The sequence below is a fragment of the Blautia sp. TF10-30 genome (assembly GCF_003481245.1).
Taxonomy (GTDB): domain Bacteria; phylum Bacillota; class Clostridia; order Lachnospirales; family Lachnospiraceae; genus Fusicatenibacter; species Fusicatenibacter saccharivorans.
The window spans coordinates 1-24,734 of sequence record NZ_QUKM01000007.1 but is presented as its reverse complement, the minus strand read 5'-3'; the positions used below and the strand labels follow the sequence as shown (position 1 = coordinate 24,734).

The following is a 24,734-nucleotide window of genomic DNA, read 5'->3' as shown; positions in this document are numbered from 1 at the left end:
TTGTGTGACCTTTGATGATTGTATTATAGCAGAATTTTGACTTACAACTCTATAACTGATTTGACTTCGAAGTATCACTCTTCCGACCTTTGTGTCCTTTTTGTGTCTTTTTTCTTTCAAAAATCTTCCACCATCTTTGCCCCTTCTGCCCCATCGAGTTCGGTCACGGTTCCATTCATGACACGGTAGACTCTCTGGCAGAGGCCGAGGACACTCGGACGGTGCGTCGTAACGATACAGGTTTTGTTGGGACGCTGACGGATGATGTTTCGGAGGACGTTTCGTTCCGTCGTGACATCCAGTGCCGAGGTGGCTTCATCTAGAAGCAGCACCGGAGCATCACGGAGAACGGCGCGGGCGATAGCAAGCCGCTGGGACTGACCTTCGGAGAAACCGCGGCCACGTTCCCCGACGCGGCTGTTGATGGTATCCGGAAGATGCTGGACGAAATCCCACGCGCAGGAGATTTTGAGTGCTTCGATAATCTCCTCGTCGGTCGCATCCTCTTTTACCATGCGCATATTTTCGGCGATTGTGCCGGAAAGGATCGTATTTCCCTGTGGAACATACGCGAAGAGATGACGCGTTTCGGCGTTCATGGGAACCGTCTTTCCGTTTGAGGCAATGATCACGGTTTCCCCCTCCTGCGGGCGGATAAGGCCGAGAATCAGGCGGATCATCGTTGTTTTTCCCTCGCCGGACGGGCCAACCAACGCTACAATCTCGCCGGGGGCGGCCTGAAACTCCGATCTGGTGATTACTTTGTTTCCTTCTATATAGGAAAATTCTACCCCGTGCATCTGTACCCGGAAACCATCCTTTGCCAGCGGATCAAGCGCGGCACTCTCCGGGATATGGACTTCTTTTGGCAGCTCTACGAGCTCACGGATCCGGTGCGCCGAGACGGAGCTGTTGAGGAAGGACGGAATAATCGAAATCACGTTTCCAAATGCGCCGGAAAGGTTACTCCGCTGCTGCAGGAACAGTGTCATGGTTCCATAGGTAATGTCGTGCGTCCACAGACGGAACAGGCAGTATCCGAACGCCGTAAACTCCACCGCACTCCCGAGAATAGACATTACGATATTGGTTTTAATCGTAAACAGATTATATTTCAGGCTGATGTCTTTGAAAAGTCCCTGCCACCAGCGCATCTTTTTGCTGTAATACGGTGCGATGCCAAACGACTTGATCGTATCGAAATTGTAGAATGCTTCTACCTCAAAGCTCATCAGGTTGCTGCTCATCTCGCGCACTTTTTTGCTGTATTCCCGCTGACGGCGGATCATAAAACGGGACATCAGAAGCAGAAACGGTGCGCTTAAAAAAGCAATCAGTGCCATAACCCAGTCATAATGCAGGATTACAAAAAAGGTGGCAATAAACCGATACACGGCAATGATAATCGTCGGGAGCCAGCTAATTGCGTTGCCGCTGACCGTTCCAATGTCGCCGTTGAAACGGTTGAGTACGTCACCGTTTGCGTATTTGCTGATTTCCAGCCAGTCCGCATCAACGATTTTGTCGAAAATATCCGCCTGGATGTCGTTGTTGATCGCGATGCCAAGCTTTGTTGAAATACGGTTGATGACGCTCTCAAATCCAAGGCTGAACACGGTGCTTCCGATCATGATGCAAAGCAGCAGCGGGAGCTTCTGCATCTGGTATCCGGTAATGATATCGATCAGGTATTTTCCTGCCACGCTGCTGACAAGGCCAAGAGAAGTGCTTAAGATGCCGAGAATCGTGTAAAAAACGATCGCACCTTTATAGCGCGCACTGTAGCCAAAAATCCATTTCCAGTCATCGATGATTTCAGAGAACGTTCCATTTTTCCATCGCTCCGACAGGATGCGGAGAGACTCAAAGGGAGCGTCTTTACTTTTCTCTTTGGATTCTTCCTGCATGCGCGCCTCCTCTCTTTTTCCCGTCTGCGGTGCGGATCATATCGTATTTCTTCAGCAATTCGACACGTCCCGCACCCACTTCAATGCTCGATTTCTGTTCTTTTTCTCCCTGCCCCAGCCATTTCAGAATCCGCTGCACATATGCAGCCGGAAGCAGAAACGGATATCTCGCCGCATAGGAATACTTGTTTTTCATATAGGAAGCTTCCGGAACCAGCGATTTCCAGATTCCCCCCGCCGTGTGCTTTTCCGCCCCGTTCTCTGCCGCATACAGGGTAATGTTTGCGCTGTGGATCCGCCCCGCGCTCGATTTTCCGAACGAACCGGCATCGAGAATATCGATCAGAAGCGCTTCGGAATCCGGATGAAGCTTCTTTGCGGCACGGACTGCCCCACTTGCTTCATAAGAAAAGCCCAGACACCGCTCGCCGATGTCCAGCAGATTGATACAGAAGCACGTCATATGATACTCTTCGCACAGCAGCCAGAACATTTCCCAGTCTATTTTTCTTCCATATACACGAATCATCTGTACCATATCACAGACCTGACGGATCCCGACGCCACCGTGAAGAAAGTGCTTGAAGCTGTGACAGAGAAGATAGAACAGATGATGCGTTTCTTCTAAGGTAAAGATGCTCTGACCCTGCACTTCCACCCTGGATGGATGCGCGAAAACATCGGAAAATGCGCGATTCAGATAACCATAGGCAGAGGATTCTGTGCTGAACAGCCTGGTATGTATTTCATAGAAGGCTCCTGTTTTCGGATGAATGTAGCCCATCTCTTCCGGGACATCACCGTCTTTGGCACCATTTGGCATTGCGGTTTCTTTGTCCCGCACAAAGCCCTTTTGCATAAAATAGGCATCCACTGCTGCAAAATCCTTTTCCGGAATCAACAGATCCTCATCCCCGGACGGGCGCAGATCCGGCTTCGGATAGAGATTTCTACACACAATTCCTTTCATCACCAGCGGCTGCACGCCCAGCTGCGCCAGCTCCTTTTCATCGGAAAGAAACAGCGCTGTGCGCGAAACCTGCTGAAAAATACTCTGCATCGCCTGTGTTTTTACCTGTCCGCGCAGCTCCCCCGGAAGCCCCGCAAATTCCGGTGTTTTACCCACAACATCGTAGACCGCTGACAGCAGCGAATGCTGTGCTGCCATGACAAACAGATGATTCCATTGTTTTTCTGTCAGCACCGCAAGTTCTTCCAGAGCTGCTTTTTCTTCTGTCAAAAACGCACGAACCACCGCAAGGAATGCGGTTTCTGTTTCTGTAATCATGTTTTTTCCCTTTCGTTTTCCCTGTGTGCGGACCTTTTTCCATATAAAAGGCGATAGATCCGGTTTCCCATCGGGCGAAGCGGAATCATGCGAATCCAGACCTTCTCAAAAAAGCCCCACCAGAAGCTTCCCGGCGCAAGCCTTTTTCCTTTCCGTTCCACCTGTGTCACCCGTGCAAAAATCTGCTCCCGCCGCACGTTGTGTTCGATTTCTGTCTGTCCGTCCCCGATTAGGTCGTAGCTTTCTCCATGGACACCACAGATCCGATGCACCACAAACTGCCCGCCCGGCCGCTCATAAAATACGATATCGCCCTTTCGCAGCTCCCTCTTTGGGGTACGAAAAAAAATGCTGTCCCGTCCGTGGATCAGAAACGGCGCCATGCTGCTCCCGGAAATCACCATCCGCACTTCTTTTCCCTGCTCTACCAGCTCTCTTAGCATTCCGACATAGGCGCGAGTGTCTACCAGCCTCATGCTTTTTTCTCCATTCTTTGCATCGCGCTTTTTTGCAGCAAGGCCGCTTTTGCTTCTTCTTCGGACGAATCTCTTACAAGCTCCTGCTCCAGCGTTTTTACCGCATCCTCCGAAATATCACATGCCAGATGATACACCGGCACTTTTCCCACCAGACGCTCGAGAAGATCCAGATTTTTCACCAGCCCCTCCCGGTCCCATCGGTTCATGGTGATCTGTCCGTACAGGCTTGTAAATGCCTCTGCCGGGCGAAGCCGCCACGCCTGGTTCAGCTTCGCCTGGCTCAGCATCACAATGCATCCGACCGGCAGTGTTTTGTTCTCGCAGACCTCCGACGTTCCGCAGACCGGCCAGCCGTTTGCCGTCCACGCTTTACCGTCATATTCGAGCAATGCCTTATCACCGTTTACAGTATGGCTTCCCCGGTACTGCTCCCAGAGGCCCGCCTGCGTGGTTTTGCCCGTTCCAGATGGTGCTGAAAAGAGCATGGCCTTCCCCTGATACTCCAGGTATGCACAGTGCAGAATCAGGCATGGCCGCTCCGACAGGCGGCGTTCCAGTGCAAGAAGAGACAGAAATACAACCTCATATTTTGCAACTCCATCCAGATACCATCTCCCGACAAACACCTGTGCATGCTTTTGCGCAGTCTCACGATACAGCGCATAGGGACGTTCTTCTCCTTTCACACCGATCAGACGGCTCTCCAGCCCTTCCCCGTTACGAAACACCTGCAGATCGACCCGATTTACAAGCAACTCACCCTCCGCCTCCGGAAGTATATCGACAATAGTAATGGTATAGGTATAGTCTGCCGACTCCTTTTCCACCACAAACTTTTCCATATCCGCCGGAAGAACCAGCTCCTCCGGAAAGCGCAGCCGGAAGGAAAAGCTTCCTGTCTGAAATGTTTTTTCCATAAAAAATTCCTCTTTTTTCTCTGTGATCTTCCATTTTCCACACATCGTGTCACGATCCCTTTTTCCGCATTTATGATAGCAAAAAAAAGATGCTCCGTCAATTGTTCGCTTCTCTTCCGTAATGTAATTTGTAATTTTTTTTTACTTCCTTTTCTTTCCTGCTTTTCCTTGACTTTTCCACCTTTTTCTCTTATAATTACTTGTAATGATAACTGTAATTGCATTTCTGCGCGCTTTTTCCCATTTTACCGGTTGGAAGGCAGAAATGGTGTTCGCCCGAAAAGGCACGGCACTTTGCAAGAGGAGGTTTTGATGGAACCAATGGCTTCTCCGACCTGGTCGGATCTGTTACAAACGATAAAAGAAAAGAAATATCGTGTCAGCGCCGACTATCTGCTGCGTGAAATCGCAGGAGAATACGCGATCATTCCCGTCGGGGCTGCGTGTCAGATTTCGAATGCTGTAATGGTTCCAAATGATACCGCCGTATTCCTCTGGAATACATTTCAACAGCCGCATACCATTTCGGAGGTCGTTGCACAGGCGGCAGAAGAGTATGAGGCTCCGGAGGAAAAAATCCAAAATTCCGTATTAAACTTTGTGCATGATACTTTAAAATATCAATTATTAGAGGAGGTTGTTTCATTATGAGAAAAGAGTGGATGGAACCTGTCATTGAGGTTCAGGAATTTGTTGCAAATGAGTATGTGGCGGCTTGTGGAGATAGTGGAAAGGTTTATAACTTTGAGTGCAATGCTGGAAAAAGAAGAAATTTCTATTATGTTTATACGAATGGTACCGATGGAGTACCAAATACTCCTGACGATGTTTTGTTAGGAAGTACTTACCATCCTTGTGGTGAAACGCATAGCGCAGAATCCAACAGCGACTTTGCACATGGTTACATGTATAAAGCAGGCTTGCTGGGGCCTGATAAGAGTAAGCGTATTGATGTAGTCATCTGGAGAGGCGAAAAAGGTGATAATATCCACTGTACCACCAACTTAAACATCGATTCCTGGACGACCGCAAAATCCTGATTGTTCCCTCAACATCATATTTTTTCAAACGACTGTAAAAGGATCGAACCAACTGTTTCGATCCTTTTCTTTCTGTTCCCAGACAAAGCGGATCTTCGCAATCCGCTTCGCTACTTGCTTGATTCGGTTAATCTCTGGTCCTCTGGACCGGTTTTGTTTTTTCGGAGGAATTTTTATGAACTATATGGACGATGCTTCGACCTTTGAGCGTTCCCTTCTCCAGAAAGCCCGCCAGAAGCACATTCCCGTTACCGGCGCGCTTGAGCTTCTGCCGCTTTGCAATATGAACTGCGACATGTGCTATGTCCGTCTGTCCCGTTCAGAAATGGAACGGCAGGGACGGCTTCGCACAGTGGAAGAATGGGTTCGCCTTGCAGAGCAGATGCAGAAGGCCGGTACCGTTTTTCTTCTTCTGACCGGCGGGGAGCCGCTGCTCTTTCCGGATTTTAAAACGCTGTATCGCAGGCTTCGAAATCTGGGCATGATTCTTACCATCAATACAAACGGAACTCTGCTGGACGAAGCCTGGGCTGATTTTTTTGCCACATACCCGCCGCGCCGCATCAACATCACGCTCTACGGTGCCGATGCCGCTTCCTATGACCGTCTGTGTCATTTTCCGCAGGGCTTCGATCAGACCCTTCGCGCAGTCCGGCTGCTCCGCGCGCGAAACGTGGATGTGAAGATCAGCTGCTCTGTAACCAAAAAGAATCCGCAGGATTTTTCCAGGATTTTTGCCCTCGGAAAAGAGCTCGGTGTCCCTGTTCACGCCGATCACTATATGATGCCCGCCGTCCGGGAACGCTCCCTCCCCTTCGATGCGCAGGTACGCCTGCATCCAGAGGACGCTGCCGCGCTGGCCTTTCAGGCGCTGAAGCTGCAGCTGGATGCCGATATTTTCCGGCAATATGTCCGGGAATCCGTCCGTCGTGTCAGCGACCCTGCTTTCCCGCGTGGGGACGGCCACATTTCCTGTCTTGCCGGGAACTGCTCCTTCTTTATCAACTGGCAGGGCCGGCTTTTCCCCTGTGTGATGCTTTCAGAGCTGTCGGCGCCGGTCTTTGATCTCGGCTTTTTGGCAGCCTGGGAAACGGTTTCCGCAAAAGCCCGGAATCTTTCGCTTAGCACAAAATGCCGGCAATGCCGTTTCCGGCCGATCTGCCGCACCTGCGCAGCAGCTTCCTTTTTAGAGACCGGTTCGTATCAGGGCGCGCCCGATTATCTCTGCCGCTATGCTGAACATTATTATGATCTGCTGCTCGCCGAGCTCGCTTCCTTTTCTTCCGATCCGTCATAAGTTGTATCTGAGCAAAAAAACAAAAACTCCCGCCGGAATCCATTTGGTGGTTTTCCGGCGGGAGCCTCTTTGCGGTTTCGTATCCTTTTTCTTATTCCCGGTACTCTTCCTCAATATTTTTTACAGCGCGAAGCTTGTTTGCATAGGCAAGGATCTCTTCCTTCGGATAATTCTGTTTCCGACACCAGGTTAAGATTTCTTCTTTTACCTCTTCCGGCATTTTGTTGTTCATGCGGAGACAGTCGCAGAAGGTTCTTTTCGGTGCATAATAGCGGTAAGATCCGAACTCTGTTTCTTTCTCACAGATTTCGCCCGGAAGACCTGCATTTTGGAAATAAAAACGTCTGATTTCAAAATTTTCCAGCTCCATCTTTTTCCGGTCTGTGCGGGATGTGGCAACCGCAATGGTTTCCGGCTCTTTTTCCAGCATTCCGGCAAGCCATGCAGCGCTGTCCATACAGATCACCGCGCGCGGGTTTACCTTTGCAATTTCTATATATTGATAGTCTTTTGGCTTTTCATAGCCGCACTCTTTGCACCAATACCATCCGCGTGCAAAACGTTCAAGACTTCCTTCCTCTTCCATTTCTGCAAGCTGCAGTACGGTCACCTGATGATCGCGGAGGTCTGAAAAGCTCATATAGCCATGATGTTGTTTAAATAAAGTCGTAATCTTCTGGTATGTTTTAAAAAGCATATCTTTTTTCCCCTTTCAGGATGTGTAACATCGTTTTTCATCTATAGACGTTTGCACATATAATATTCCAATTTTCATCGAATGGCAAGCCTTAATTTCCGAAAGATTGTTTTTTCTCTGTATTTTTGTCATTCCTGCAAAAGAAGAGAGAAGAGACCGGATTTTTCACTATGAAAACCCGGTCTCTTCTCTCTTTTTTAGGTACTGTTTCTTTCTCTGTACGGTCTCTGTAACCATTCAGAGTCTCTCTTCATGCCATGCCGCATCCGGCCGGCTTTTTATTCCTTTGCCGTTTCCAGAATCTCTTTCAGGTACTGAAGAAACAGCTGACATTCTTCCATCGTTCCCACGCTCACACGGCTCATCTCAAAAGCGCCGATACGGATGCCCTTTTCCATCAGCTGTTCCTGAATCCAGGCAGGATCTTTTCCGGTATCGAAGTAGATGAAATTCGACTGGGACGGATAAACCCTGCAGCCAAGCGCTGCCATCTCTTTTTCCAGATATTCTCTTCCCTCCACGATTTTGGCTTTCTGCTCCTGATAATATTCCTGGTCTGCCAGGCCTGCCACTGCCGCTTTCTGGGCACAGACATTCAGGTTCCAGGAAGCGGAACATTTCCGCATGATTCCAATCAGCTCTTCGGATCCCAGCGCATAGCCGACACGAAGGCCTGCCATCGCATAATATTTGGAAAAGGTGCGGAGAACCAGAATCGGTTTTTCCGGATGCGCTTTCATATAATCAACCATACTGCAGCAGTCCGGCTCGGTAGCAAACTCCATGTATGCCTCATCCATCACCAGCAGCACGTCCTCCGGAAGGGTATCTGCGAATGCCTCCAGCTCCCCGATCGGCACATACGTTCCGGTCGGGTTATTCGGATTGCAGATCACCACGATTTTTGTTTTTTCACCGATTTTTTCTTTCATGGCAGGGAGATTAAATTTCTGCTCCTCGGTTACCGGTACGGAGACCGGCACACCGCCATTTAAATACGCCATGTCGGCAAATGCCCCGTAGGTCGGCGCGGAAAACAGCACCTCATCTCCCTCGTCCAGAAAGGTCAGTCCGATCATATCGATCATCGCACTCGATCCGGCGCCTGTCAGTACATTTTCTGCTTTTAATCCGTACTGCTCCGCTACCTTCTGTTTCAGCAGTACTGCCGCAAAATCAGGATAAAAATGGCTTCCCGCCATAGAGTCCTCCAGTGCCGCCACTGCCTTCGGTGACATTCCGTAATTGTTTTCGTTTAATCCCATATGGATCAGTTTTGAGGTGTCCTTCGCAAATGCCTTCTGACGTTTGCTCGGCGGCATGCTCTGTAATGCGTGGCTGATGATTTTATTTACTTCCATATTCATTTCCTCCTGTTTTCACGGCTTCTATTGTTTTTTTTCCGGAAAATTACCGTTTTACGGCTCCCCTCGAAACAGCTGCTAAGCCATCTGCGGAGCCTGCCCGTTTTCCGATTTTTTGCTTAAGACTCAGAAGAGCTGTCTCCCAATATCAGATATTTGGTACGGATCATGTTTCTGGACGGGTCAATCTCAAAGTTTGTGATGTCGGTGCTTACCAGATAAATATTGGAAGAATTCAGTACCGGTACGCCGAAGCAGTAGTCGTTTACCAGTACGCTCTCAGCCTGGTGCAGCAGCTCAAATCTGGCGGTCGGATCGCTTTCCTCATTCGACTGTGCCATCAGTTCGTCATACTCCGGGCAGTTGGTCTTGTTATCGTTGTAGCTGTCGTTGGAACGGTACATGGAAAGGAAGGTGAACGGATCGGTAAAGTCTGCAGTCCATCTCATACGGGCAAGCTGGAAATCGCCGGATCTTCTCTCTGCTACCTGTACCTGCTGCTCCTCTGCCTGAAGCTCCACCTCGATGCCAAGGTTTGTTTTCCACTGTGCCTGCAGGGCCTGTGCCATATCGCTGTCGAGCTGGAGGCTCGGGTATTTGTAGGTGATGGCCGGGAAGCCTTCTCCATCCGGGTAACCGGCCTCTGCCAGAAGCTCTTTTGCCTTGTCCGGATCAAAGCCGATCGGATCTTCCTCTGCTTCCTCTGCCCAGTCCTTGCCGCTTGCGGAGGATTTCAGATGTTTTGCTACGAAGAAATCACTTGCCTCATAAGAGGAACCGCACGCGGAAGCTACCTCATCGCGGTTGACTGCCATAGAGAACGCCTGGCGGACGCGGACATCGTCAAATGGTGCTTCATTTACATTGAACAGTACATAATAACTAGTCTGAGATGGAGAAGTAATCAGCCCATCGCTGTCTTTATACTCGTCCATAACGGTATAATCTGCTGAGATAAAGTTCAGCTCACCGGATTTATACGCATTAATGATGGACTGTGTATCGTCCATAACCATTTTTTTGATCGTATCGGTTTTGATCCGGTCTGCCTGAACGTAATTTTCATTTTTCTTATAAACGCTGTACTGGTTCGGTACATACTCTGCGAGGTAGTACGGTCCGCAGCTTACCAGCGCATCCATGTCATTTCCCATTGCCCAGTCGCCGTTGGTCTCGGTCTGAAGCTCACGATGCGTCGGCATATAAACCGGAAGTACAAAGAGCTGTTCGAAGTAAGCGCACGGCTCCTTTAAGTTGAACACAATGGTCTTGTCATCGCTGGTGTCTACGCCAAGACCGCTCTCATCGCCGGTTCCGTTGTACATTTCCTCAGCTCCCGCAATCGGGTAAAGCATTGAGGAATAACCACTCTTGCAGTTCGGATCCAGTGCGCGGACAATGGTATTTTTGAAATCGGCACTTGTCACATCGTCTCCGTTGCTCCATTTTGCATCGCTGCGGAGGTGTACGGTGTACTGTGTCATATCCTCATTGACATCAACGCTTTCTGCCAGAATGTAATCCCAGGAACCGTCCTCTTTCATTTCCATGATCGGGGCCATACACACATCATCGTAGGACCACCACCATAAACCGCTCTCTCCTGCGCTGTCCAGGCTTCCGGCCTCGGTATTCATCGTTGTTACAATCATATCGGAAGTACTGCCGCTTTTGCCTCCTCCGGAAGAGCTGCTGCTTCCTCCGCTGCTTCCGCATCCGGCAAGGGATCCTGCCAGAAGAACAGCCGCTGCCAGTGTCGCTGTTGTTTTCCATAATTTCCTCATAATGTTCTCCTCCTTTTGCTGCTGATGCTTGTTTGAAACACAGCTCCGGTCCCTGAAACCTCTGTTCCCAAACCTGCCGCACCGGAATGGTTCTATTTTGCTCCGGCCAGCAGCGGTTCGATTGCCAGACCCTCCCTCTGTCTCAAATACCGCGGGGAATATAAGAAGCAAGCCACTTTCCTGCCCTCAATATCATACGTTGCCGGGCGGGCCTGGCTGCATTCTTCCATAGCGTAGGGGCACCTCGTGTGGAACGGGCATCCTTTCGGCGGATGGATCGGACTCGGGATTTCGCCTTCCAGCAGGATTCGTTTTCTGCTTCTTGCGGTCTTCGGATCCGGGATCGGCTCTGCAGAAAGCAGTGCCTTCGAATATGGGTGAAGCGGACGGCGGTAAACATCATTGGATTCTCCGATCTCTACCATGTGTCCCAGATACATGACACCGATCCGGTGGCTGATATGCTTTACCATGCCAAGATCGTGTGCGATAAAGAGATAGCTGATACCCTCTTTTTTCTGAATATCCTCCAAAAGGTTGATGACCTGTGCCTGGATGGAAACGTCGAGCGCCGAAATCGGTTCGTCGCAGACGATAAAGTCCGGTTCGAGTGCCAGCGTTCTCGCAATTCCGATTCGCTGTCTCTGGCCGCCGGAAAATTCATGCGGATATCTTCGGATGTGGTCCGGTTTTAATCCAACCGTTTCCAGCAGCTCCTGCACGCGTTTTTTTCGCTTTTTTTCATCGTACATGTGATGAATCACCATCGGCTCCTCAATAATCTCACCGACGGTAAAACGGGGATTTAAGGATGCATATGGATCCTGGAAGATCATCTGCAGCTTCTGCCGGTAGGGAAGCATCTTTTTCCGGGAAAGCCTGGAAATATCTTCTCCCTCGAAAACGATTTCGCCCTTTGTCGGCTCATAGATCCGTAAAATCGTGCGGCCAAGTGTACTTTTTCCACAGCCGGATTCTCCGACCAGTCCGAAGGTTTCCCCTTTTTTTACCTCGAAGGAAATACCATCTACGGCAATGACCTTCTGTGCTCCCTTCATTCCTCTGTTCACATCAAAGTATTTACACAGGTTTTTTACTTCCAGTACATTTTCACTCATTGGCAGCCGCCTCCTCCCCGGAAACTGTGATTTTTGTTTCATCCATACATTCCAGCCAGCATCTGCAGCAGTGCGTCTCGCTGTAGGTTGTCACCGGAGAGGCCTGTACCTCACAGATCTTCATAGTGTAAGGACAGCGGCTCATAAATGCGCAGCCCTTCGGAAGCTTTAAGAGGTCCGGCGGTGTTCCCGGAATCGGAACGAGCGGTTCGTCGTTATCCTTTGCCGAATTGTTGATACTGTTCAGAAGACCTTTCGTGTACGGATGATGCGGTTCGTAGAAAATCTCATCGACGGTTCCCTCTTCTACGATCTGTCCTGCGTACATAATGGCAATCCGGTCACACATAGAAGCGACAACGCCGAGGTCGTGGGTAATCATAATAACGGAGGTTCCTTTTTCCTTCGTCAGCTTTTTCAAAAGCTCCAGAATCTGTGCCTGTACGGTCACATCCAGTGCGGTTGTCGGCTCATCTGCGATAATCAGCTTCGGATCACACGCCAGCGCCGTCGCAATAATGATTCTCTGCCGCATGCCACCGGAAAATTCAAATGGATACTGATCGAGCCGTTTTTCCGGACTTGGAATTCCGACCTGCCGCATCAGCTCAATGGCTTTCGCTTCCGCTTCTTTTTTAGAGCAATTCTGATGCTTTCGAATTCCCTCTGTCATCTGAATTCCGATTTTCAGGATCGGATTCAGAAATGTCATCGGATCCTGGAAAATCATGCCGATGCGGTTTCCGCGGATCTGCTGCATTTTCTTTTCATAAGCCCGTTTTTCTTTCCGGTCCTTCGTGTGCGGCGGAGAAATGTTTTCTCCGTCGAAAAGGATCTCTCCTTCTTCCACTCTGCCGTTCGATGCCAGAAGCCCCATCAGGGTCAGCATGCCGACACTTTTTCCGGAACCGGACTCGCCGACAATACCAAGTACCTCGCCCTCTTCCAGATGGTAGGAAACATCGCGGACTGCGCTGACGGTTCCCTGCTGCGTTTCAAATTTTGTTGTGAGATGGCTGATTTCGAGTAAACTCATACGCTTCACCCCCTGGTTTTCTTTGGATTAAAGGCATCGCCGATTCCCTCACCGAGGAAGTTCAGGGAGAAAATGGTGATACAAATGCAGATGGTCGGCAAAAGCAGCTGTCCCGGGTGCATGGTGAGCACCTGTCGGGCATCCTGCGCCATGGAACCCCAGCTTGCCATCGGAGCGGAAATGCCGATTCCGATGAAGCTTAAGAAGGCTTCGGTGAAAATGGCGTTCGGAACAAGGAAAGTAATCTGTACGATGATCGGCCCGATGGCATTGATCAGCAGATGGCGGAACAGAATTCTCGCATCGCTTGCTCCGATGACGAGTGCTGCCATGGAAAATTCCTGCTCCTTTAAGGCGATCAGCTGGCCTCTTACCTGACGTGCCATGCCGATCCAGCCCGGAATGCAGATACCGATCAGAATGCTTCGTACATTCGATCCGAGAACCATCATGATCAGAATAACGTAGATCATAGATGGCATTGCGTAGATGATATCCACAATACGCATCACAAAGTTATCAAATTTTCCACCAATGTAGCCGCACAGTCCACCGATCACCACACCGAGAACGGTGTTGATGACGGCTGCTCCAAAACCAATCGCCAGGCTGATGCGGCCTCCGTAGCAGAGTCTTGTAAATACATCACGGCCGAATTTGTCGGTTCCGAAAATGTGCTGTGCCGAAAAGCCCGCGTACTGATTGGCTGCGTCCTGTGCATCGTATGCATAGGGGCTGATCATCGGCCCGAAAATAGAAATCACCGCCAGAAGGAGGATGACGACCAGTCCGAGGACTGCCATTGGATTTTTCTTAAATCTTCCCCATGCCGCTTTCCAGAAGCTTTTGCTCTCCACGGCAATAAACTCGCTGTTCTTTTTGGATGGATCAATCGGTGAAAACCAGTCCATAACAGTCACCTCCTAGTTTGTCAGTTTGATTCTCGGGTCAATGAGGGAACAAATGATATCCACCGCCAGGTTGGCAACGGTGATAATCACACCGATGAAAACACTGAAGCCAAGGACTACGGTATAATCACGGTTTGTGATGGCATTCGTAAATTCACGTCCGATTCCGGGAATGGAAAAAATAGATTCTACGACGAAGCTTCCTGTGATCAGAAATGCGATGGCCGGTCCGAAATAGGTGACAACCGGGATCAGTGCATTTTTAAGGACGTGACGCGCGGTGATGTACAGATTGCTAAGTCCCTTCGCTCTTGCCATCGTTACGTAATCCATCTGGATCGCCTCGGAATACGTACTCTTGGTCAGTCTGGCAATCGAAGCGATCTGTCCGAATGACTGTGCTGCCACCGGAAGAATGTAGTTGGCCGGAGAACCAAGACCGACGATCGGGAGTACCGGCCACCAGACACCGAAAACCATCATCAGCAGGATCGCTGTGACGAATCCCGGGATACTGACCCCCAGCGTCGCAATTCCAAGCAAGGTGTTTTTCACTGCCAGCCGCTTGCTCGTCGCCATCCAGATACCCATCAGAATACCGATGAAAGCGGATACCGCGATAGAGAGAAGTCCGATGCTTAGCGTGTACGGAAATCCTCTTGCGATCAGTGTATTAACAGAAACGTTCTTTTTATAGGAAATGCCGAGATCTCCGTGCATCAGATTTTCCATGTAAAGAATATACTGTTTCCACATGGGTTCATCCAGCCCGTAGGTCGATTCGAGCTGCTCAATGGCGCTCTGGGAAAGATTGTCTGCCTCGAACGGGCTGCCCGGCATAATCCGAATCAGGAAAAAGGTAATGGTGATCAGTGCCCAGATCGTCACCACTCCAATGAATAAACGTTTTATGATGTATCTTACCATGCAGCATTCCTCCCGTTCCGGCTTTTTTAACTCAGAAGAGGCAGCTGAACGATCTGTTCTGGCTGCCTCTTTGCACCTTTTTACTGTCTTTTGTTTTTATAATGCTTCCTCGCCGCGCTGACCGGTACGAACCCGGATGACATCTGCCACTTTCTCGACAAAAATCTTTCCGTCTCCGATATTTCCGGTACACAGCTTCTTTTCCAGGAAGCCTTTTAATACTGCAATTGTCTTATCGTCACCGACGGTCTCGAATTTGCATTTCATCAGTACATTCGGTCCGCTCATGGTTCCGCGGTACATCACCCGGTAACCCTTCTGGTTTCCATATCCGGTGATATCCGTTTCCATCACGCCGTACACGGCACACGATTCCATGATGTCGATGACATCCTCCCGGTTCGCGGGTTTGACAATAACTGTCAGCTTTTTCATATCCGCACCACCTTTTTATTGATCCTTTTTTTATTTATCATTATGGAAGTGGAAGTTTGCATAAGCGCTGCATCCGTGCTCGTGCATATCCAGTCCGTCGATCTCTTCTTTCTCGGTTACGCGAAGTCCGATGGTCTTTTTCAGGACAAAGAACAGAATGAACGCCAGGATCAGGGTATATGCCGCAACTGCTACAAAACCGATCAGCTGGGTGATAAAGCTGCATCCCTCACCAAAAATGCCGGTGAATAAGGTTCCGAGTGCTCCACAGACACCATGTACACTGATTGCACCAACCGGGTCATCGATTTTTACGACTTTATCAAAGAATTCAACTGCAAATACAACGACAACACCTGCAACTGCTCCAATGAACAGTGCCTCGTAATCATTGACTACATCACAACTTGCTGTAATAGCTACCAGTCCGGCCAGTGCGCCGTTCATTGTCATACTGATATCCGGTTTTCCATAACGTACCCAGGTAACAATCAGGGTAACAAGCGTTGCTGCTGCTGCTGCGAGGTTTGTGGTCATGGCAATGTCGCCAAGGTTATAGGTTGCTGCTGTGGTCGATCCACAGTTAAATCCGAACCAGCAGAACCAGAGGATAAAGACACCAAGTGCTCCAAGCGGAAGGTTATGACCAGGAATAGCAACCGGTTTTCCCCCTTTTGTATATTTTCCGATACGAGGTCCGACCATTTTTGCACCGGCAAGGGCACACAGACCGCCGACCATATGAACTGCCGTAGATCCTGCAAAATCATGGAACCCGATCTGGCTTAACCAGCCGCCGCCCCAGATCCAGTGTCCGGTGATCGGATAAATGAAAACGCTGATGGCTGCGGAGTAAATCAAATAAGAGATGAATTTGGTTCTCTCTGCCATAGCACCTGATACAATCGTGGCCGATGTTGCACAGAACACGGTCTGGAAAATCATAAATACGCCGATCGGCAGTCCGTTGAACATGCCGTCTGCATCTGCCAGCGATTTCGGATGAAAGAAACCTGCTGTTCCGATAAATGCATTGCTTCCTCCGAACATCAGCGCAAATCCGATGATAAAGAAGAAAATAGAGCCGAGCACGAAATCCATCATATTCTTCATCAGAATGTTTCCGGAGTTTTTCGCTCTTGTAAATCCTGTCTCCACCATGGCAAATCCGGCCTGCATAAAATACACCAGAAAGGCTCCGACCATGGTCCATACGATATTGAGTAATACCTGTGTGTTTTCCATAATAAGTTCCTCCTCATTCCCATCTTACCTGTTCCCGTCTGCAGATCTTCTGAAACGGTCATCCTGAAACGGTAGCTTTCAGATTTTTTAAAGTGCCTGTTCGCCGTGCTCACCTGTCCGGATCCGCACTGCATCTTCGACATCGTAAACGAAAATTTTTCCATCGCCGTAGTTTCCGGTTGACAGGTTTTTCACAACAAAATCAACGATTTTCGGAACCTTGTCGTCCTCCACAACGGTCTCCACTTTAACCTTCGGAAGCATTTTGGCCACGATTTCCGCTCCACGGTACATCTGACGATATCCCTTCTGATTTCCATATCCAAGGATATTTGTGATCATCATACCGTTTGCCTTCTGCTCCTCGAGGAGTAGCTCCAGGTTTTCGAGGCTCTCCGGACGAATTACAATTTCCAGCTTTTTCATGATTCTCCCTCCCTTTCCGAACCGGCTCCTGTACAGCTTCTGATTTTTCCGGCTGCGGATTTCTTTTTTATCCGCCTTCCCGATTTTCTCTTCCATTCATTTACCGGCTCTGCTGCTTCTATATAGAAATCTGTTTTCTGACAGATTTTCTAACCTCTTCTTTCATGCCTGGACTGTTCCGCAGCTCTGCTGTTTTTACAGTTGTTTTTACAGTCGTTTTTTTGCAGCTGTTTTCACAATCCGCTGTTTTTAATTAATCACACTTGTCGGCATTCCCTCCAGGTAAGACCGGAAGTTTTTCACCGCCAGATCTACTGCGCGGAGTCTTGCTGCCTTCGGCTGCCAGGCGATATGGGAAGTAATAAAGGTGTACGGCGACTGCATCAGCGGAATCTGATACTGCGGCGGCTCATTTGCGACAACATCGAGTCCTGCCATATAAACCTTTCTCGATTCCAGCGCCTCAAGAAGCGCCTCCTCATCGATGATGATTCCCCGTGCGGTGTTGATAATGATGACACCGTCCTTCATTTTGGCAAATGCTTCACGGTTCAGCAGGTTTTCTGTTTCCTTTGTATGTGGACAGTGGATCGAGATTACATCCGACCGTTCGAAGATTTCTTCCATGCTGACCTGCTCGATGCCGTCATACTGCGGCCCCGCCTTTTTGTGACGGCTGTTTGCGATGACCTTCATGCCAAAGCCCTTTGCCATTCTTGCCGTCCAGAGGCCGATTGCGCCAAGTCCGATGATTCCCATCGTTTTCTGGTAGAGCTCAATCTGCGGCACGAACAGTTGATTGTAGCTTGCCTGCGGATTCGTTTCTTTTTCTTTCCAGTACCCTGTTTTGGTGTAATCGCTCTGTACCGTCACGTTATGACAGATGTTCATGAGCAGTGCCATCGCATACTGGGCAATGGTGACATCGCCGTAAATCGTATTCGTTATGGTCACGCCCCGGCGTCTTGTCATTTCCACATCGAAGTCTTCAAATCCATGTCCCAGCGTTGCGATATATTTCAGATTCGGATGCGCTTCAAAGAGCTTTTCGTTGATCACTCCTTTGTGGACCCAGATACCAAGTGCTGCGTCGGCGTTCCCGATCTGACTGCTGTAATCTTCGAAGGTGTACCTCTTTTTCTCCTGATGGATGATACGGAACTTTCCAATCTGCGGTACGGTCTGCAGCATTTTGTTCCACTCTGCTTCTATTTCTTCGTACGTCAGATCGATGGTTCCCGGGTCTCCCTGAAAAACGACTACCTCATAGTTTTCTTCTTTCATACGCCTCGCCTCCTGTTGTACTTCTGTCTTTTTATGTTCCGATTTCAAGATGGATTTCCAGTATGCCGACAAGTTGATTCTTCTGTTTTTATTCTGCAAGAATTTCCTTTTCCTGTTGCCTTACAACGGATTTATTTTCCCATTTATGACCAAGATACCGGACAATGTAAAATCCTGCACGGACTACCCAGTCGAGGGTCTGTGCAATCCAGACACCAAGGAGTCCCACATGGAGGGAAACACCGATCAGATACGCCAGTGCAATTCGAACGAACCACATGGACAGGATGCTGACCGTCATCGTAAGCTTGGCATCGCCGGCAGAACGCATCGTGTTCGGAAGGGTAAAGGCCAGCGGCCAGATCATCATACAGCAGATGCTGTGGTATCGGATCACAATCACTGCCATCCGGTAAGCGCCATCGGAAAGGTTATATGCTCCGGCGAACAGTGGTGCTGCTGCCAGAAGCAGGATATTCAGAATCCAAAGGAATGCGTAGGCTCCTGTGATCAGCTTCTTTGTATAGCTTCTCGCCTGCTTATAATCTCCCGCTCCGACACACTGGCCAACCACGGTTGTCATGGCAAGTCCCATCGCCGATCCCGGCATAAAAGCAAGCTGTTCCACGGTCATTGCACAGGCATTTGCTGCAATCGATGCTGTTCCAAATCCGGCAATCATGCTCTGGGTCAACAGCTTTCCGATCTGGAACATACTGTTTTCCAGTGCCTGCGGAACACCGATGGAAAAGATCTTTTTCATCATCTCCTTGTCCCATCCGGCCAGGAACCATTTCGTACAGTGGATCTCGTATTTTTCCTGATGCAGCAGTACAAGAATCACAATACTGGCAAAGGCTCTGGAAATCAAAGTGGAAAGTGCCACGCCTGCAACTCCCATGTCAAAGCCGAAAACAAAAACAGCATTTCCGATGATGTTCAGCGCATTCATCACGATGGAAGTAACCATTGAAATATTTGAGTTTCCCATAACCCGGAAAAGCGCCGCCCCCGCATTGTAGATTCCAAGAAACGGAAACGAAAGCGATGTAATGAAGAAGTATTCCACCGCGTAGGCCATAACCTGCTCTTCCACCGATCCGTAGACTACCCGGAGAATCCAGCGGTTTCCGAAAAAGGAAATGCCGCAGATGACAAGTGCAATCAGTCCGCAGATCATAACGAGCTGTTCGGCTGCGTGACACGCTGTTTTCTTATCCCCGCTTCCGAGGAACTGGGCTCCGACAACGGAACCGCCGCTTGCCATCGATGTGAAAATCACGATCAGCAGTACACAGATCGTATTGACAAGTGAGATTCCGGAAACAGCCGTTTCACCGGCTCCGGATACCATCACCATGTCTGCCATACCGACGGTAACGGCCAGCACCTGTTCCACAATCAAGGGAACGATCAGCCGGACCAGACGCTTTCGGTCAAATAAGACGTTTGTGTTTTCCATCGGACTTTCTCCTTTCCGGTTCTGCATTTTTTCTGTCCTGTTTCTGACAAAATCAAATCTGGTTTTCAGAAGCAGTCCCTGATACCTTTGATAACAAAAAACGACCTGGAAGTCTTCCTTCCAGATCGCCCCGTTGCGAACTTTTTACTGCCATTTGCAGGTATCCTTTGGATGGAAAAACGCGGCACAAAGCTTTCCCTTCGTACCGCGCCTTCGCGAATCCATTACTTATATGGAGTTTATCTTGAAAAACAGACAGATCATTTTCTGGTTTCCTGAGAGTGTTTTCCGGGAGAAATTTAAACCTGGGAGAAAGGGAAGAAATAAAAAAACGGAGAGATTCTTTTTTCAGAACCGCTCCGTTGCGTTGTCTTTATTTTGTTCCATTGCTCTGCTGTTTTTCAACATAGGCACATTCTAACGGAATTCCCGCTTTTTGTCAATCCTTAAATTTTTCGATGATTTCCGGTCTTTTGCGTCAGTTCTGTCAATTTTATACAATTTTGCCGATATTTTTTCAGTCATTTCTGAACATTTTTCTCATGAACCTTTGAAATTTCTTTGTTTTCTTTTAAAATCGCGGAAAAACTCCGGCAAAATTCTGTGAAAATTCAGAGCGAACGCCAGACTTTGCTTTCATCAAATATCCGCCACCTGTCCGGCGCCTGTTTGAAAAAGACTCCGGTATATCAGATCCAGTCAAAATCTCCGCCGGTAATCGCAAGACTTAAGAGTGCATCCATCTTTTCCACTTCCTCTTCGCCCTCAATTCTTTGCAGCAGCACTGCGGTATCCAGCACATCCTCCAAAGATTCGCCAGGTCCGATCTCATAATCCACCTCTGCCTCGCAGTCCGGGCATGGAATTTTTTCCATCGTCTGAAGGGATAAAAAGCGGTTGCCGCATTTCTTGCATTCATAATAACCACATGTTTTGGTTCCGTCTGGTACGTAATACATAGATTCGTTTCCTCCTATCCATTTTCCGTTTCTTATTCTACCATACTTACCTTGCCAAAACCAGCCATCTGAAAAAGAATCGTTTTTGTAAAAAACAACTCGTAAACACATGCGTACAAGTATTACACTGATTCTTGAAAGAAAAATGCCTTTTCAAAATATAATTTATTTTCAACAACGTTGTTGTACCAATTTATTTTCAGGAGGATATGACGATGCTTTTAAATAAAAAGGACGCTGTATGCTCTCGTTTCTTTCGAGGCTGCAGCGTCTTTTCTGCTTTCACGGCTCGCGCAGACCGCAGGGCAGTCAAACAGATTTTTCAGCAGACATAGTTTAAGCCCGATCGATTTATTTTTTTCTCGACCGGGCTTTTAATGAATTTCCAGTAATTTCATTTTATACACCTGCTGCTTTCATTGATTTCGGGGTATTTCGTTATGTTCCTTTTGGACCGTACCTCCTGGATTTTTTTGTTTTTTATTTTTTCCCTATGGGCCTCTGCCTTTCATTGGAATCATCTCCTTTAGGTTCTATATGTAAACTCTTCAGAGATTTTTTTGATGTTCAGATTAACTATGCCATTGGACTGTACCTCTTACTTTCTTAGATTTCGTTTTGATGTTTCTTTTTCGTCTTGATGTTTCTTTCTTGTTTTTATTTTTGTTCTCTTTTCTTTTGTTGATCTTATATTAACTCATCTTCTCTGTTTTGTCAATACTTTCTTTTAATTTATTTTGTATTTTATTATTTTCAGAATATTGTGACATTAAAATCGAAAGATCAGAAACCTGATGCAGTCTCACTTACAAAGAGGCGGCCGCAGGCTTTCGCAAAATTCAACCCCCGGCTTTTTTTGACCCACCGCAGGGCGATCCTGCTCCCTCCGGAACTCCACAGAATCTTCTTTCCAAAAGAGGAGAACGAAAGACTCCGCTGTCTTTGCCTTTCGCAAAGTCCAGCGGAGCATTTTTCCCATATTCTTTCTTCTCTTCTTAATTTCTTATTTGCAGAGTTCTTCGGCCAGTGCCTCGATCTCTTTTACGTTCTCTTCCTTCACAGCGGACATTACTTTTACATTATTCTCTGTCCAGGTGATATTTTTGCTCTTTTCAAACATACCTTTCATCACTTTCGCTGCGGTCGGTGCCCAGCTTCCGTTTTCGATCAGACCGATGGTGCGGTTCTGGAAGCTGCGCTCTGTCAGGCGGTTGATGAAATCCTGCATGAACGGGTAAATTCCTGCATTGTAGGTCAGCGTTGCGAGAACCAGCTTACTGTAACGGAAAGCATCCGCTACGGCAGCAGACATATCGTCTCTTGCCAGATCGTAAACAACGACCTTCGGGCAGCCTTTTTCTTTCAGCTTATCTGCAAGCAATTCGGCAGCTTTTTTTGTATTGCCGTAAACAGAAGTATAGGCAACCACAACACCTTCTTCTTCCGGGCGGTAGGAAGACCAGATATCGTATTTTTCAATGTAGTGGCCAAGATTTTCCGTCAGAACCGGACCGTGCAGGGAACAGATTTTCCGGATATCCAGCGTACCTGCTACTTTCAGGAGCTTCTGTACCTGCAAACCGTATTTTCCGACAATACCGATAAAATAACGGCGTGCTTCGTCATCCCATGGTTCCTCGCGGTCGAGTGCACCGAATTTTCCAAAACCGTCTGCTGCGAACAGAACCTTGTCCGTGCTGTCGTATGTAACCATAACCTCCGGCCAGTGTACCATCGGAGCGAACACGAAGGTCAGAACGTGTTTTCCGAGCGTAAGGGACTCACCGTCCTTTACTTCCAGTTTCCTTCCGGCGAGATCCATCTTTGGGAAAAAGTTTTTCATCATGGCAAAGGTTTTTGTGTTTGCAACAACGGTTGCTTCCGGATATGCTTTTACGAAGTTTTCAATATTCGCAGAGTGATCCGGCTCCATATGCTGTACGATCAGGTAATCCGGTTTTCTGCCATCCAGTGCTTTCGCAACATTTGCCAGCCATTCATCCGCAAAGTTTGCATCTACGGTATCCATAACTGCCGTTTTTTCATCGAGAATTACGTAAGAATTATATGCCATGCCGTTCGGCACTTTGTACTGACCTTCAAACAGGTCTACCTGATGATCGTTGACTCCCGCGTAGATAATATCCTCTGTAATTTTCATAAAAATCCATATCCTTTCCATCTTGTTTTTTCCTGCCCGGAACCTGCTCCGAACCGTATATTTTTATATTATCCTATGATGGAGGAAAAAGCAAGGAAAAAGCAAGTAAAAATAGTAAAGATTACTATTTTTACTTGCTTTTCTCCGTTCACACACACGATATCCCTTTTCCACAGCTTGCAAATCATCACAATACTTCTATTTTACAGGCATGTTCTTTTGTTTCTTTATCATAACTGATTCCAACCGCCAGTCGCAAAAGCAAGTGCAGAAAGATTCCGAGCGTACATGCTGATACTATGAGTATAGTCTTTTTCTGTGGGAGGCGCAAGAATGGAATCCCGTTTCTCACTTCTTATTTATTTTCCGGGAAAACAATCTCTTTCTCTGGTACGCCTTCTGATTTGATGACGTAGCCGTCAACATCATCAAAATGAATCTTGTACTGATATTCGCTTTCACGTCCCTCTTTTGCGTCATCGGCATCAGCGTAATAGGTAAGGCGAATTTCGAAAGTATTTTTGTTTCCTTCGCGCCAGGACTCATCGCCGATCAGCCAGTCGTTTTCGAGGTTTTTGTTTCTTTTCAGCAGCACCTCGGCGTACTGCTGTGCGCCTCTCCAGATTCCTGTGTTTTTGTACCGGTTCTGCATGGTGTTCTGATACTGCCACAGTGTTACAAACATGATCGTCGCCATAATTGCCGTGAAAAGAACGGTTTTGTATTTCTTTTCTTTTTTCTGTCTCTGCCGGCGGATACATCGAATGGTTCCGATCATCATCATTACCAGAACAAACAGATACCACAGGGTCCAGAAGGTCTGCTCTTTTCGTTCCAGACCGCCGGGAATGAATTCTGCCAGCTGATCGCCCCAGACGAAATTTACCAGGGATGCCAGAATGCCGATAGACAGAATGGATGCTGCCCCATAGACTTTCCGGCTTTCTTCATCATCGAGGTTCTGGAAGAAATACCACAGCGATACAAACGCTGCTGCCACCAGACCGCCTAGAATCAGGCCGCCGCCCACGTTTACGATCTTTGCCGCCCACGCTGCCGCTGCCACACCGATCACCAGAAATCCCGCGATCACATTTGCGTTCCGGTCCTGTTTTTTCTGCTGCCTTGAAATGTCACCTGCGTTCTGCAGCATTTCGGCCACCTCCTTCTGAGTATACTGAATTTCCGGCGCCGCCTCTTCCTTCGCCTTCTCCTGCCGTTCGGAGCGCATCAGTTCCAGCACAGAAATCCCAAGTGCCTGAGCCAGCGGCTCAATCGTCTGGATATCGGGAAAGCCAAGTCCCCGCTCCCACCGGCTGACGGCTTTATCCGTCACATGAATCTTTTCCGCAAGCTCTGCCTGCGTCATCTTTTTCTCTTTTCGCATTCCGGCAATAAACCGCCCGAACTCTTTCGCTTCCACGTCGTGCCCCTTCCTCCTGCTGTTCCCGCACCGTCTCATGTTGCCCAGCGGAGCGTTTTTACAGTCTCAGAATAGGCGAAAATAGGCTGTTTTGTCAATCTACGAATCCTTTACCTGCGTTTTTACGCCAAAAAATCCCCGATTCAGCACAAAAGTGCCAAATCGGGGATCTTGTATTTTCCTGTATTTACAGCCCGATCATATTTGCAAACAATACGATCAGCGGAATAGCAATGATGGTTCTCTCCAGAAAGATCACCAGCAGTTTCCAGAAAGTGAACCTCACATGACTAAAGTCACGTGCTTCAAACCGCTTTAGGCGGCAGACAAAATATCGGCGGATACGCCTGTTTCTTAGATCTTGCGCGGATACGCGCTTCTTCCATGCCGGATACGGCAGGTCTCCACATAACAGGTAGTCCACGGTATATCTGCCTGTGTTTATGCTGCTTTTCGCAGTTCCATTTCTGAAATTAAGTCTCTCAAATCTGCATAAACACATGAGGTTCTACGCTTTACTACAGGAACTTTTGCCTCCAGCAAAGACCTTTCCGTTGCCGGTAAGGGTTTTAAA

At 48.3% G+C, this 24,734-nt stretch carries 23 protein-coding genes; 3 read left to right on the top strand and 20 right to left on the bottom strand.

Features of this window, described 5'->3' with window-relative positions; translation table 11 throughout:
- Positions 1-116: 116 nt before the first annotated feature.
- From DXD02_RS08055 to DXD02_RS08040, 4 genes are read right to left on the bottom strand one after another with little or no spacing between them, the layout of a single operon-like run.
- Entirely contained in the window at positions 117-1,907 is a 1,791-nt protein-coding gene (locus DXD02_RS08055) for an ABC transporter ATP-binding protein (protein WP_118666705.1), read from the bottom strand.
- A complete protein-coding gene (locus DXD02_RS08050; RefSeq protein WP_118666704.1) occupies positions 1,879-3,195 on the bottom strand; it encodes a nucleotidyltransferase domain-containing protein in 1,317 nt (438 codons plus the stop codon). Before DXD02_RS08050 ends, DXD02_RS08055 begins: the two co-directional genes overlap by 29 nt.
- Positions 3,192-3,671 carry a S24/S26 family peptidase gene (locus DXD02_RS08045; RefSeq protein WP_118666703.1) on the bottom strand — a complete coding sequence of 160 codons (480 nt, stop codon included), beginning with the start codon at positions 3,669-3,671 and terminating at the stop codon, positions 3,192-3,194. The genes DXD02_RS08050 and DXD02_RS08045 overlap by 4 nt, the downstream gene beginning before the upstream one ends.
- Positions 3,668-4,591: a hypothetical protein gene (locus DXD02_RS08040; RefSeq protein WP_158580113.1), complete on the bottom strand. Its 924-nt coding sequence runs from the start codon at positions 4,589-4,591 to the stop codon at positions 3,668-3,670. The genes DXD02_RS08045 and DXD02_RS08040 overlap by 4 nt, the downstream gene beginning before the upstream one ends.
- 312 nt (positions 4,592-4,903) lie before the next feature.
- Here DXD02_RS08040 and DXD02_RS15425 point away from each other — a divergent pair, with 312 nt between their 5' ends.
- The 3 genes from DXD02_RS15425 (at position 4,904) to DXD02_RS08025 (ending at position 6,928) form a co-directional block, all read left to right on the top strand.
- Positions 4,904-5,242 carry a PqqD family peptide modification chaperone gene (locus tag DXD02_RS15425; protein ID WP_158580112.1) on the top strand — a complete coding sequence of 113 codons (339 nt, stop codon included), beginning with the start codon at positions 4,904-4,906 and terminating at the stop codon, positions 5,240-5,242.
- Positions 5,239-5,631 (top strand): hypothetical protein, encoded by a 393-nt coding sequence (locus tag DXD02_RS08030; RefSeq protein ID WP_118666700.1) that lies wholly within the window; start codon positions 5,239-5,241, stop codon positions 5,629-5,631. The genes DXD02_RS15425 and DXD02_RS08030 overlap by 4 nt, the downstream gene beginning before the upstream one ends.
- Before the next feature lie 175 nt (positions 5,632-5,806).
- A complete protein-coding gene (locus tag DXD02_RS08025; protein WP_118666699.1) occupies positions 5,807-6,928 on the top strand; it encodes a radical SAM/SPASM domain-containing protein in 1,122 nt (373 codons plus the stop codon).
- 91 nt (positions 6,929-7,019) lie between these two features.
- Here the strand turns inward: DXD02_RS08025 and DXD02_RS08020 are convergent, their stop codons facing one another.
- The 16 genes from DXD02_RS08020 to DXD02_RS07945 form a co-directional block, all read right to left on the bottom strand.
- Positions 7,020-7,625 (bottom strand): type IV toxin-antitoxin system AbiEi family antitoxin domain-containing protein, encoded by a 606-nt coding sequence (locus DXD02_RS08020; RefSeq protein ID WP_117761470.1) that lies wholly within the window; start codon positions 7,623-7,625, stop codon positions 7,020-7,022.
- Positions 7,626-7,903: 278 nt separating this feature from the next.
- Positions 7,904-8,986, bottom strand: a complete 1,083-nt coding sequence (hisC, locus tag DXD02_RS08015) for a histidinol-phosphate transaminase (RefSeq protein ID WP_158565853.1) — start codon at positions 8,984-8,986, stop codon at positions 7,904-7,906.
- 122 nt (positions 8,987-9,108) lie between these two features.
- Positions 9,109-10,773: a peptide ABC transporter substrate-binding protein gene (locus DXD02_RS08010; RefSeq protein ID WP_118666698.1), complete on the bottom strand. Its 1,665-nt coding sequence runs from the start codon at positions 10,771-10,773 to the stop codon at positions 9,109-9,111.
- A 92-nt stretch (positions 10,774-10,865) separates the two neighbouring features.
- Positions 10,866-11,891 (bottom strand): ABC transporter ATP-binding protein, encoded by a 1,026-nt coding sequence (locus tag DXD02_RS08005; RefSeq protein ID WP_117801253.1) that lies wholly within the window; start codon positions 11,889-11,891, stop codon positions 10,866-10,868.
- Entirely contained in the window at positions 11,884-12,927 is a 1,044-nt protein-coding gene (locus tag DXD02_RS08000) for an ABC transporter ATP-binding protein (RefSeq protein ID WP_117761474.1), read from the bottom strand. Before DXD02_RS08000 ends, DXD02_RS08005 begins: the two co-directional genes overlap by 8 nt.
- A 5-nt stretch (positions 12,928-12,932) precedes the next feature.
- On the bottom strand, positions 12,933-13,838 hold the full coding sequence (locus DXD02_RS07995) for an ABC transporter permease (RefSeq protein WP_118601125.1): 906 nt from the start codon (positions 13,836-13,838) through the stop codon (positions 12,933-12,935).
- Positions 13,839-13,850: 12 nt separating this feature from the next.
- Positions 13,851-14,765, bottom strand: a complete 915-nt coding sequence (locus DXD02_RS07990; protein WP_118601248.1) for an ABC transporter permease — start codon at positions 14,763-14,765, stop codon at positions 13,851-13,853.
- A gap of 96 nt (positions 14,766-14,861) precedes the next feature.
- Positions 14,862-15,200, bottom strand: a complete 339-nt coding sequence (locus DXD02_RS07985) for a P-II family nitrogen regulator (RefSeq protein ID WP_118640586.1) — start codon at positions 15,198-15,200, stop codon at positions 14,862-14,864.
- Positions 15,201-15,230: 30 nt separating this feature from the next.
- Complete coding sequence (locus DXD02_RS07980; RefSeq protein ID WP_118666697.1) at positions 15,231-16,445, bottom strand: ammonium transporter; 1,215 nt, start codon at positions 16,443-16,445, stop codon at positions 15,231-15,233.
- An 87-nt stretch (positions 16,446-16,532) separates the two neighbouring features.
- Positions 16,533-16,871 (bottom strand): P-II family nitrogen regulator, encoded by a 339-nt coding sequence (locus DXD02_RS07975; protein WP_055221847.1) that lies wholly within the window; start codon positions 16,869-16,871, stop codon positions 16,533-16,535.
- Between the two features lie 249 nt (positions 16,872-17,120).
- Positions 17,121-18,155 carry a 2-hydroxyacid dehydrogenase gene (locus DXD02_RS07970; RefSeq protein ID WP_118640587.1) on the bottom strand — a complete coding sequence of 345 codons (1,035 nt, stop codon included), beginning with the start codon at positions 18,153-18,155 and terminating at the stop codon, positions 17,121-17,123.
- An 88-nt stretch (positions 18,156-18,243) separates the two neighbouring features.
- A complete protein-coding gene (locus DXD02_RS07965; RefSeq protein WP_118666738.1) occupies positions 18,244-19,617 on the bottom strand; it encodes an MATE family efflux transporter in 1,374 nt (457 codons plus the stop codon).
- Positions 19,618-20,306: 689 nt separating this feature from the next.
- Positions 20,307-20,576, bottom strand: coding sequence for a hypothetical protein (locus tag DXD02_RS07960; RefSeq protein WP_022462435.1), 270 nt, complete (start codon positions 20,574-20,576; stop codon positions 20,307-20,309).
- Between the two features lie 1,003 nt (positions 20,577-21,579).
- A complete protein-coding gene (locus DXD02_RS07955) occupies positions 21,580-22,737 on the bottom strand; it encodes an FprA family A-type flavoprotein (RefSeq protein ID WP_118640593.1) in 1,158 nt (385 codons plus the stop codon).
- A gap of 355 nt (positions 22,738-23,092) precedes the next feature.
- Positions 23,093-24,160: a helix-turn-helix domain-containing protein gene (locus DXD02_RS07950; protein WP_118666696.1), complete on the bottom strand. Its 1,068-nt coding sequence runs from the start codon at positions 24,158-24,160 to the stop codon at positions 23,093-23,095.
- Between the two features lie 187 nt (positions 24,161-24,347).
- Positions 24,348-24,584: a hypothetical protein gene (locus DXD02_RS07945; protein WP_117762113.1), complete on the bottom strand. Its 237-nt coding sequence runs from the start codon at positions 24,582-24,584 to the stop codon at positions 24,348-24,350.
- Between the last annotated feature and the right edge of the window lie 150 nt (positions 24,585-24,734).